Raw genomic sequence first — 11,575 nt, forward strand, 5'->3', positions numbered from 1 at the left:
ATCCTCACCTATGAAATGAATTATTTTTTACTTTTGCTGCGGGCGCGGCAAAATCAACGCGTTACCCTGAGCGTCCTGTACAACATTCACCGCCAAAAGCAGCGGTAAAGCGTTTAAGAACTCATCCGGATTAGCTAAATCCAGCGAACCTGAAACCGGCAGCGATGCCAAGCGCCCGTCGGTCAACTCGATTTTTCCTGACCGATAGCGCGCCAACTCTTTCAGTAGCTCGCCCAATGGCCGATTGCGGAATGAAATTTGCCCACTACGCCATTCGCCGACTTCATTCACCTGCCGCTGACCTCGCTGTAGATCGTTTTCCCCTTTCAGCAAGCGCGCTGAATCTCCGGCATGCAACATCACGGTTTCCATAGATGGCCGCCCGGTGACCGCTACAGTACCTTGGCGTACCGCCACCCCCATTTCATCAGCGTCATAGCGGACGTCAAATTCGGTTCCCACGACCCGCACCTGACTTTCTCCGGCATAGACCAAAAAAGGTCGCTGCTTATTTGCCGCCACCTGCAAATACACCTCGCCATGATCCAGCCAGAGTTGGCGTTTTTTCCTAGCGTAGTGAACACGCATTTTAGTATATCGATTCAAATGCACGCGGCTGCCGTCGGACAGCACCACTTCACGAGCATAATTATCGGTTTGCAGATGAATATCGTGCATCAGCACTAGCGGCAACTGACTGGCAGGCAACCACAGAGCAAGCAAAAAGAAAGCCCCAGCGGCACAGGCGCGCAGCGGACGCCACCAGCTCGGTTTTGCCTTAGGCTGCGCAGCACTCGCCGGGCGCGTAATCAGGGCACAGTCCCCCCAGATTTGCTGCATCTGTCGAAAAGCCTCAGCGTGAGCCGCAGAGCGCTGTAACCATTCCTGAAATTGCCGTTGTTCCGCATCGTTAAGGCGACGCCCCTGGCTGCGGCTAAACCACAGCGCAGCCTGTTCGTCGATTTCTGTTTCCAGAAGGCGGCTAGCGTCCGTCATTGTGCTCACTCTCCTGTTCCGCTACGTAGCGTTTACAATGCACCAAGGCACCGGCAATGTGCTTTTCTACCATACTGACAGAAATTCCCATTCTCTCGGCCACTTCAATTTGCGATAAACCGTCAAAGCGGTGCATTAAAAAAGCCTCCCGACGACGAGGAGAAAGGCTTTGCAACGCTTCCTCCAGCCGATTTAAACGCTGTTGGTGTTCGAATAAACGCTGCGGTTCGGTTTCTGTCGGCGCAACTTCCTCTCTACCTAGGCTATCTTCATGATTTTCAGACAATAATAGCCGCTGCTTTCCGGTAGCACGCCAATGATCGATAAGCACCCGATGAGCAATTTTGAACAAAAAGGCGCGCGAATGCTCCACCGGTGTTTGCCTGGCACGTTTCAACCACAGTGTGAATACGTCCTGTGACAAGTCCTTGGCATCGCTGGCGTTATCCACTCTTTTACGAAAGAAGCTAACCAACTGACCGTAAGTGGCCTGATAGGCCAAACTCACCCTGTTTGATGGGGGTTTATCCATGAATGCATCCGTTAAAGTCGCGCGGTCCTTTTGACCTGTGCCGTTCAGGCCAGCATAGGTATTGAAGCCGTCAGGTACATCAATCCGGTTGCCCACATCTGGCTGTAAAATAGCGTTCCACAATTTTCTCTGCTGATTCGGCGGATACTCGTAGGCCCCGCTCTTCTGAAGCTGGCGGTTATAAGCAAAACTCGGAATAAATGCAAATGATAATGCCTATAACTATCAATATGCTTATTGTTACGTATAATCCGCAGCTTGGCTGTCGGTGTTATTGAGTGCAGGGAAAGTGATAAATATCATCGGCACGGCATGGGCAGCCAGTTATAAAAATGGTTTATAATCAATAAAATAACGCCGAGAATACGGCGTTCGCGGAGTCGGTAATGAAATCATTCTACCCACAGCCAGCCCATAGCCACGGCCCAACCACTGCAGCGGCTCACTTTACACCAAACACTTTTGGACCACCGGAAGGCAACCCGCGCACCCGCTGGACCGCCAGTTTACTGCTGGGCTTAGCGCTACATTTACTGGCCGCAGTGTTAATGCTGGGCTGGTGGAATCGGCTTTCACCTCAGGGCGCGTTGCCACCGGCGGTAATGGTAGAAATGGCGATTTTTCAGCAAGCTAAAACCGCGCCAACTGACGTACCACAAGGTGTTTTGCAGCAAATGGCGGCACCTGATGACGTTCAGCCGGTCAAAAAGGAGTTGCTGGAGCAGCCGAAGCTGGCGCTTTCTCCCCGCGGTACTCACGCGATTCGGCCGGAGAAAGTCGATAGCAAGAAAAAACCGGTAGTAAAACCGAAACCAACCGAAACCCCGTTGCCGGTCATAGCCGAAAATACCGCATCAACCACCAGCGCCCCATTGCCCGGTTCGGCCAAGAAAAACGCCGCCAACTTTTCCAGCGCTTCTTCCGCGGCAATCAACGGTAAAGCCGCATGGCAAGGGGAAGTATTAGCCCATATCGATCGCTATAAACGTTATCCCCGAGAAGGGTTACGCTATCGTTTGGAAGGGGTGAGCCATGTGCGTTTTGTGGTTGATCTGAAAGGAAAAGTGTTATTAGCAGAGCTGATCACCAGTTCCGGCGCCAGAATTCTTGACCGCGAAGCTATGACGTTGATTTCCCGCGCTCAGCCAATGCCCGCGCCACCGGCAGACATTCTAAACAACGGAACTATCGAAGTCATCGCCCCTATCGCCTACAACGTTAAAGGCGCTTATTAGTGAGCACTGCGCAAGGCCAGAATGGTCACGCGCAGTAGCCAGTCACCTAACAAAGCCAAGGGCGTAGCTACCTTTGAATAAGATAACGAATGGTCGGCCCATCCTGCTGAATATCCAACACTTTATAGCCATAATTACGTGCATCCAGCGGGATATTATTGATCGATTGTGGGCAATCGCTGATCACCTCCAGTATTTCCCCTGGTTTGAGCTGCGGCATGGCTTCCAGCGTAGCGACTGCTGGATATGGACAGGGCTCTCCGACCATGTCTAGTCGGTAATCTGGAACTATCGGTTGGGTGCTCATAGTGATTCCTTAGATAAAATTGGCGCGGCAGCTTTACGACTGCGGAAGAAGCGTTTTTCCCACCACAACATGGCGGCAAAAGCGATGCCTAATAACAGATAGGTTATCAGCAGCCCTCCGATTGGGCCGAAGGTGTCCAGCAGATTGACTTTGTCATGGTTTGTCACGAGCACTGGGGCAAAATCATCCCAGTAATATGCCAATAGAGTGGCACCGATAACGTTGCCTAAACCGACCCACCAGTAGTGAATTTGCCCTTCTACAGCACGATACATCCAGCCGGTTTCACAGCCCCCAGCTAGCACAATGCCGAAACCGAATAACAGGCCACCAATGACCGCATTTGGCCCTGCCCACAGGATTTTCGGCGCAACACCCAGTTGAACATAGCTAAAGATACCAATAGCGCTCACCGCCATGCCGAGAATAATGGCTTTTGCCATATGGGTACGGCCAGTAATCCACAGATCGCGAAAAGCCGATGTGAAGCAAATCTGCGCCCGTTCGATCAATAAGCCAAACCCAATGCCAAATAGCATAGCAATGCCGAGTTTAGGCGCCTGGAATAATTCGGTTAACGCCCAGCATAATGCCAGCGCGAATACCACCATACCCAGACGGAAACGGCGCTTTGCGCGCTGAGGATTTTGCGTTAACGGTGCTGCTGCGCTGACTTTCTGCAATTTCACCGGAATGCGGAATATTGGTAACAGCGTAAATTTTGCCCCGAAATAGGAGCCAGCCGCCGTTGCGAGGGCAAAAAACCAAGCGTGTAATGAAAATTGAGGAATACCAGTAAAAAATGCAGCTAAATTGCACCCCATAGCCAGACGAGCGCCAAAACCGGCAATAATCCCACCTACCAGCGCCTGAGCAATTCGAATACCGTGTTGGGGCTTACGTAGCTTAATATTGTTAGCCCACAGCGCCGCAGCGATACAACCGGCAAACATGCCGATAATCATCATTCCGTCGATACGGTCCAGCGGCGTACCTTCGAAACCTATAACTTTAAAGTAGCCCCACTCCTGCGGGTTAGCGCCGAACCACTGCATTACATGCCCGCCCCAGCGTGTGAACTCTCCGGTCACGGCCCAAAAAGTACCGGTCAGGCCAAAATAGTAGGTCGATAAGATCCCTGCGGCGATCACCGCCGGAAGCGGTGCCCAAAATCGCACCAAATATTCGGATTTAAACGACTGCCAGGTCATGCTTCCTCCACGCAATATTCATCCCCCACGCAGCGAGGTTTGTTATCGCCGATGGAATAAAAAGTTAAAAAGACTCGCAATGATAAGGCAATTTAAACCCACAGAACATTTAATCCTGCATAGTTTGTAAGGTTTTTGTCTTTCCCGCCACGCAGTGGAGCGGAGATCTATTATTGAGAAAGGAAAGTTACATTGGTGCAGAACAGAAACGTGAACGCTAAATAATCGGGTTTATCGAAGAGAAATAGGGTAGCCGGTATAAAAAACCCGCGGCGCACATTCGGCAAACCGCGGGCTTCGATCCAGACAGGAGTTAACTAACCTTGGCTAGCTGGAGTTTGTTGTTCCGCGAAGAAAGATTTCTCATATTCTCGGGCTTTCTTCCGATCAAACTGGTGTTCCCACTTGGCAATCACCAATACTGCCAGTGCGTTACCCACAACGTTCAACGCAGTTCGCGCCATATCCAGAATTCGGTCAACACCAGCAATAAATGCCAGACCTTCTAATGGAATGCCCACGCTGCCTAAGGTTGCCAGCAACACCACAAATGACACGCCCGGTACCCCCGCGATGCCTTTGGAAGTCACCATTAAGGTCAGCACCAGAACGATTTCCTGACCAATAGAAAGCTCAATACCATATAGCTGCGCGATGAAGATCGCCGCAATACTTTGGTACAACGTAGAACCATCCAGATTAAAGGAATAGCCGGTTGGCACCACAAAGCTGGTAATCGACTTTGGCGCGCCGTAGGCTTCCATTTTCTCGATGATACGCGGCAAAACGGTTTCTGAGCTGGCAGTAGAATAAGCCAGAATCAGCTCATCTTTCAGAATGCGAATTAACGTCCAGATCCGCAGATTACAGGCTCTGGCAACTGCGCCCATCACAACCAAGGCAAAGAAAAGAATTGCGGCGTAAACCAATATCACCAGCTTGGCGAGCGGAAGCAAGGCGGCAAAACCAAAATTCGCTACGGTCACGGAAATCAGGCCGAATACACCTATTGGGGCGTAACGCATGATCATATGTGTGACTTTAAACATGCTCTCAGAAACGGCTTTGAACACGTTAAGCAGCGGCTCTTTGGTTTCTTTTGGTAAAGAAGACAGCCCTAAACCAAACAGTACCGAGAAAAAAATAATCGGCAACATATCGCCATTGGCCATCGAGGAGAAAACATTCGATGGGATCAGCGATAGAATGGTACTCACCAGACTATGGCTACCGCTTTGTACCTGCGCCGTGGTTTTTTCATACTGAGAAATATCCACTGCGGTTAGCGTCGACATATCGATGCCATGACCCGGTTGGAAAAAATTGGCCAAAGTGATACCGACAATAATCGCGATAGTGGTGATCACTTCAAAATAAATAATGGTCTTCAGGCCAATTCGCCCTAATTTCTTTGCATCTCCAACGCCAGCAATACCCACAATCAGCGTTGAAATAACAATAGGAACCACAATCATTTTAATTAAGCGAATAAAAATATCGCCAGCAGGGCTGAGAATATTACTGACTAACCAATCACGAGACTCGGCCTGATTATGGAGAACAGCACCAACCAGAATACCTAATACAAGCGCAATTAGGATTTGCCAAGCAAGACTTATTTTTACACTTTTCATACCCAAAAAAATCCCTCAAAGCATTCCCCAAAGCGCATGATGGACATGCACTTCAGATGGAATACTTAATCATTAAATACGGGGCTATAGTTAATAAAATCCGCGGATCGGCCTCCCGCCAGCCGTCCACCTTTTCAATCAGTATCATTTCAACCCGTTGTTCTGCAAGCCTTGTTTACTCTGGCTTAACCCACTACGCCGAGTATCTTTTGGTAGGAACAAAGAGTGATAAGCCATAACCAACTGTTATTAAAATAATAAATTTAAACCATAGCAAATAAGCACTTCACCCTTAGGTATAAAAAATAGGCGAAATTAATTAGCCGATAAAATCAGCGGCTTGTTGTATTTAATGCCTTATTTTGTTCGCATTTTGTTAAATGGGCAGTATTTCGATTTTCTACCTATTTTAGGTATTCTGCAACCAAAGCCCCCAATAAATTCATTCAAAAATGAGAAAAATCATGATTAATCGAACAAATCTTTGCTGCATAACTATGCTGTTATTCTTAAACTCGTTTTTTATTTCCATTAAGAATATCTACTGACTTTAAATACTATTAAGTAATAATAAAAATCTAATAATCGACTTGCTCTAATCATTATCAGAATTATTTTTAGATAAACTTCCTGCCATTATTGCGAATGGATTTTGTCTTAATCGTTATTCAAACAAAGAAGTCACCTATATACACAATCACGGTGTAATACTTCTTTCGCTGAAATAAATGGCACACAGGAGTATTTCATCTGATCAAACTTCAATTCTCGATTAAATCCCTTCCCTATTGAGATATTGATACACCACACAGCACATCAAGTAAGTCCCTAAAACAACATCTTTTCTGCGTGATCTGTCGCCCAAAAAAGAAACAAAACGACGCCCAACACTATAATTAACCTTTAGTTGACATATTATTAACAATCTAAAGGAGAATAAATATGAGCCAACTACCTAAACACCCAATTCCCGCTGCAATTGCAGAAAATGCCCTGATCAACCCAGCCCAATATCATGATTATTATCAACAATCTGTACAAAACCCCGATGCATTCTGGGGCGAACAGGGCAAGATTATCGACTGGATAAAACCCTATAGTATTGTTAAGAACACTTCATTTGATCCTGGCCACGTCAGTATTCGTTGGTTTGAGGATGGTACGCTAAATTTATCCGCTAACTGTCTGGATCGCCATTTGGCCGAGCGCGGTGAGCAAACCGCAATTATTTGGGAAGGTGATGATCCAACCCAATCCAAGAACGTCAGTTATAAACAGCTACACCAAGATGTTTGCCAGTTTGCCAATGTATTGAAAAAACTTGGCGTAAAAAAAGGCGACGTAGTGGCTATTTATATGCCAATGGTGCCGGAAGCCGCGGTAGCTATGCTGGCCTGTGCGCGTATCGGTGCCGTTCACTCGGTAATTTTCGGCGGGTTCTCACCGGATGCGGTTGCTGGTCGTATTATTGATTCCAACTCCAAACTGGTTATCACCGCTGACGAAGGTATCCGCGCTGGCCGCGCTATTCCATTGAAAAAGAACGTTGATGAAGCGCTAAAAAATCCGGCTATCACCAGTATCAATAATGTCGTGGTCTTCCAACGTACCGGCAAACCGGGCTACTGGCAGGAAGGTCGAGATTTATGGTGGCATGACCTGATTGAAGGCGTTTCAGCGGATTGTCCCGCTGAAGAGATGAATGCAGAGGATCCATTATTCATCCTTTATACCTCTGGTTCTACTGGTAAGCCTAAAGGCGTACTGCACACCACCGGTGGCTATCTGGTTTATGCCGCCATGACCTTCAAATACGTGTTTGACTATCACCCGGGCGATATCTATTGGTGTACCGCCGATGTGGGCTGGGTCACCGGTCACAGCTATCTGCTTTACGGCCCGCTGGCCTGCGGCGCTATCACTTTGATGTTTGAAGGCGTTCCTAATTATCCAGGCGTTAACCGCTTAGGTCAGGTTATCGATAAGCATCAGGTCAATATTTTGTACACCGCTCCAACGGCGATTCGCGCATTGATGGCCGAAGGCGATAAAGCGATTGAAGGCACCAAGCGCACATCGCTGCGTCTGATGGGTTCAGTTGGTGAGCCAATTAACCCCGAAGCCTGGGAATGGTATTACAACAAAATTGGTAACGGTAAATGCCCAATTGTGGATACCTGGTGGCAGACCGAAACCGGCGGTTTCATGATTACGCCACTGCCAGGTGCAACCGAGCTGAAAGCCGGTTCAGCTACCCGTCCATTCTTCGGCGTACAGCCAGCGTTGGTGGATAATCTGGGGAATCCGCAGGAAGGTCCAGCCGAAGGTAATTTGGTGATTATCGATTCATGGCCGGGTCAGGCCCGTACTCTGTTTGGCGATCACGATCGTTTCGAGCAAACCTACTTCTCAACCTTTAAAGGTATGTATTTCAGCGGAGATGGCGCCCGTCGCGATGAAGACGGCTACTACTGGATTACTGGCCGCGTGGATGACGTTCTCAACGTTTCCGGTCACCGCTTAGGTACCGCTGAAATAGAATCGGCGCTGGTTTCTCATCCGAAAATCGCCGAAGCAGCGGTGGTTGGCGTTCCCCACAATATTAAAGGTCAGGCAATTTATGCCTATATCACGTTGAATCACGGAGAGGAGCCAACACCGGAACTTTATAGCGAAGTGCGTAATTGGGTACGCAAAGAGATTGGTCCAATCGCGACGCCAGATATTCTGCACTGGACAGATTCATTGCCAAAAACCCGCTCTGGGAAAATTATGCGTCGCATATTACGCAAAATTGCCGCGGGCGATACCAGCAATCTAGGGGATACCTCAACGCTGGCCGATCCGAGCGTAGTAGAAAAATTACTGGAAGAAAAACAATCAATGCAAGCAACGTCATAAATTACACCGCCAGAGAGCGGCAACTTAATTAATGCCTCACAGGAGAACTCTGATGAATGACAGCATTTATCAAGAGATTGAAAATAATCCTAAATTCAAAGAGTTGGTACAAAAGAGAGGCCGGTTTGCCTGGCTGCTATCATCAATTACCTTAGCACTCTACGTTGGCTTTATTTTTCTCATTGCCTTTGAACCTCAATGGCTGGGGACTCCGCTATATGCAGGAGCCAGCATCACGCGCGGTATTCCGGTCGGCATAGGTTTAATCGTAATTTCTTTTGTTCTTACCGGTATTTATGTTGTCCGCGCTAACGGTGAGTTCGACCGCATGACGGCAGAAATTCTTCGCGAGGTGAAGCAATGAAGATCCGCCATTGGTCTGCACTTTCCTTACTGGCTCTGCCTGCGCTGTCACAGGCAGAGGCAATCAGCGGTGAAGTTCAGCGTCAACCGTTGAATATTCAAGCTATTGTGATGTTCTTACTTTTTGTTGGCGCTACGTTGTATATCACTTATTGGGCTTCGAAACGCACTCGTTCCCGGCAAGATTATTACACCGCTGGCGGTCGCATCACCGGTTTCCAAAATGGGTTGGCTATTGCCGGTGACTTTATGTCAGCCGCATCATTCCTCGGTATTTCCGCACTGGTTTATACCTCAGGCTACGATGGGCTGATCTATTCCATTGGTTTTCTGATCGGCTGGCCAATTATTCTGTTCCTGATTGCCGAACGTCTACGTAATCTTGGTCGCTATACCTTCGCCGACGTTGCGTCATACCGTTTGCAACAGCGCCCAATTCGTACCCTATCAGCCTGCGGATCGCTGGTTGTGGTTGCCTTATACCTGATTGCTCAGATGGTTGGTGCAGGTAAACTTATTGAGCTGCTCTTTGGCCTGAACTACCATGTGGCCGTAGTATTAGTCGGTATTCTGATGGTTTTATACGTGTTATTTGGCGGAATGCTGGCAACCACTTGGGTACAAATTATCAAGGCTGTCTTGCTGCTGGCGGGAGCAACATTCATGGCGCTGATGGTCATGAAATCCGTCGGCTTCAACTTCAATACTTTGTTTAGCGAAGCCATCAAAGTTCACCCTAACGGTCTCAAAATCATGAGCCCCGGAGGATTGGTTTCAGATCCTATATCTGCGCTATCGCTGGGTCTGGCTCTGATGTTTGGGACAGCCGGACTGCCACATATTTTGATGCGCTTCTTTACCGTAAGTGATGCAAAAGAAGCTCGTAAAAGCGTGTTCTACGCTACTGGCTTTATCGGTTACTTCTATATTCTGACCTTTATTATCGGTTTCGGCGCTATTTTACTGGTTGGCCCAAACCCTTCCTTTAAAGATGCGGCTGGCGCACTGTTAGGCGGCAGCAATATGGCGGCGGTTCATCTTGCTAACGCCGTTGGAGGCAATTTCTTCCTTGGTTTTATCTCCGCCGTCGCTTTCGCCACCATCCTAGCGGTAGTTGCCGGCCTAACATTAGCCGGCGCCTCTGCGGTTTCCCATGACTTATACGCCAGCGTAATTAAGAACGGTAAAGCGCGAGAACGTGATGAATTACGCGTCTCTAAAATTACCGTGGTGGTATTAGGGATTGTAGCAATCGGCTTAGGGATTCTGTTTGAGAATCAGAATATTGCCTTCATGGTAGGTCTGGCCTTCTCAATCGCCGCCAGCTGTAACTTCCCAATAATCATCATTTCGATGTATTGGGACAAGCTGACGACACGAGGCGCATTAGTCGGCGGCTGGTTAGGATTGATTACTGCCGTCGTGCTGATGATCTTGGGACCAACCATTTGGGTCAAGATTCTTGGTCACGCCGAACCAATCTATCCATATGAATACCCAGCTTTATTCTCAATGATTGTAGCCTTTGTCGGCACATGGCTGTTCTCTATCACGGATAATTCAGAAACCGGCAAGAAAGAGCGCCTGCTGTTCAGAGCGCAGTTCGTTCGATCGCAAACCGGCCTGGGCGCCTCTCAAAGCGGCGGCCACTAAGCATTATTTTTTTCAAATATCTCAATGTACTAGAATAAAAACCAAGGCCCTTCGGGGCCTTTTTCCATCTCATTCAGTGCGAAAATAGCGAAATAAAAATCGGTCGTGCAGAGGGTTAGACTGATACAGATAAAATGTAGAGAGAATTTATAAACGGGCTGATTCTACCCGACAGTAATAATAAAGATAAAAGCCTAAATAGCCTTCAGCGCAGCTGACTTTTTCACTGTTAAGAACGAGGTACTTTTGGGGAGAATTACGCCACATTACCTAAAATGTCCGCAGGATAACTAACTCTTCATCACCGCTTTATAATGTTAAATAACCGAGTAATCAGCACGATATACGAAGGCTATTGAGAATAATTTATGGCTCGTGAGTGGTCAATCCTGACCGATAAGTGATAAGTGATAAGTGATAAGTGATAAGTGATAAGTGATAAGTGATAAGTGATAAGTGATAAGTGATAAGTGATAAGTGATTATCGCCGGATTATTGGTTTTCATGGTAATTACTTTCGACCAGCAGTTAAAAATCTTCTGTCTGTTACTCTTCGCAGTGAGACCGGTAGTGTATCAGAGGCCTCAGCATCCCGACTGGCGACACGTTTTATCCCCTTACGCCCCACCGGATGCAAGCCTGGCTCTTGAGCTACCGCCGAGTGTGAATACCCATTAATGAGGATGAGTTTCCGATAAAACCGACCTGGTTCGTTGGTTACATGGCTTTTTAATAAAATATAA

General features: G+C 47.8%; 10 protein-coding genes. 4 read left to right on the plus strand and 6 right to left on the minus strand.

The features are described 5' to 3' along the window. Positions 1–27 precede the first annotated feature (27 nt). A complete protein-coding gene (locus DBA33_RS17175; protein ID WP_064514732.1) occupies positions 28–996 on the minus strand; it encodes a FecR domain-containing protein in 969 nt (322 codons plus the stop codon). Beyond that, positions 983–1,528, minus strand: a complete 546-nt coding sequence (locus DBA33_RS17180; protein ID WP_064518330.1) for a sigma-70 family RNA polymerase sigma factor — start codon at positions 1,526–1,528, stop codon at positions 983–985. The genes DBA33_RS17175 and DBA33_RS17180 overlap by 14 nt, the downstream gene beginning before the upstream one ends. A 386-nt stretch (positions 1,529–1,914) precedes the next feature. On the opposite strand from DBA33_RS17180, the gene DBA33_RS17185 reads away from it, so the two are divergent. Continuing rightward, the gene (locus DBA33_RS17185; protein WP_120806876.1) at positions 1,915–2,763 is read left to right on the plus strand and encodes a TonB family protein; all 849 of its coding nucleotides are present in this window, start codon (positions 1,915–1,917) and stop codon (positions 2,761–2,763) included. Between the two features lie 67 nt (positions 2,764–2,830). On the opposite strand, the gene yedF is transcribed toward DBA33_RS17185, so the two are convergent. The 3 genes from yedF to gltP form a co-directional block, all read right to left on the minus strand. Beyond that, a complete protein-coding gene (gene yedF / locus DBA33_RS17190; protein ID WP_049599155.1) occupies positions 2,831–3,070 on the minus strand; it encodes a sulfurtransferase-like selenium metabolism protein YedF in 240 nt (79 codons plus the stop codon). Then, a complete protein-coding gene (gene yedE / locus DBA33_RS17195) occupies positions 3,067–4,281 on the minus strand; it encodes a selenium metabolism membrane protein YedE/FdhT (RefSeq protein WP_064514734.1) in 1,215 nt (404 codons plus the stop codon). Before yedE ends, yedF begins: the two co-directional genes overlap by 4 nt. Before the next feature lie 317 nt (positions 4,282–4,598). Continuing rightward, positions 4,599–5,915 carry a glutamate/aspartate:proton symporter GltP gene (gene gltP, locus DBA33_RS17200; protein WP_064514735.1) on the minus strand — a complete coding sequence of 439 codons (1,317 nt, stop codon included), beginning with the start codon at positions 5,913–5,915 and terminating at the stop codon, positions 4,599–4,601. A 942-nt stretch (positions 5,916–6,857) separates the two neighbouring features. Here gltP and acs point away from each other — a divergent pair. Genes acs through actP form a run of 3 tightly spaced genes read left to right on the plus strand, consistent with a single transcriptional unit; the run spans position 6,858 to position 10,832 of the window. Further along, a complete protein-coding gene (gene acs / locus DBA33_RS17205) occupies positions 6,858–8,816 on the plus strand; it encodes an acetate--CoA ligase (protein WP_120806877.1) in 1,959 nt (652 codons plus the stop codon). 52 nt (positions 8,817–8,868) lie between these two features. Continuing rightward, the gene (locus DBA33_RS17210) at positions 8,869–9,180 is read left to right on the plus strand and encodes a DUF485 domain-containing protein (RefSeq protein ID WP_049599145.1); all 312 of its coding nucleotides are present in this window, start codon (positions 8,869–8,871) and stop codon (positions 9,178–9,180) included. Further along, positions 9,177–10,832, plus strand: coding sequence for a cation/acetate symporter ActP (gene actP, locus DBA33_RS17215; protein ID WP_064514739.1), 1,656 nt, complete (start codon positions 9,177–9,179; stop codon positions 10,830–10,832). Before DBA33_RS17210 ends, actP begins: the two co-directional genes overlap by 4 nt. Positions 10,833–11,343: 511 nt before the next feature. On the opposite strand, the gene DBA33_RS20805 is transcribed toward actP, so the two are convergent. Then, on the minus strand, positions 11,344–11,575 hold a 232-nt coding region (locus tag DBA33_RS20805), incomplete at its 5' end, for a hypothetical protein (RefSeq protein ID WP_205582786.1).

The sequence above is a fragment of the Yersinia sp. IP36721 genome, from assembly GCF_003634395.1.
Lineage (GTDB): Bacteria > Pseudomonadota > Gammaproteobacteria > Enterobacterales > Enterobacteriaceae > Yersinia > Yersinia entomophaga.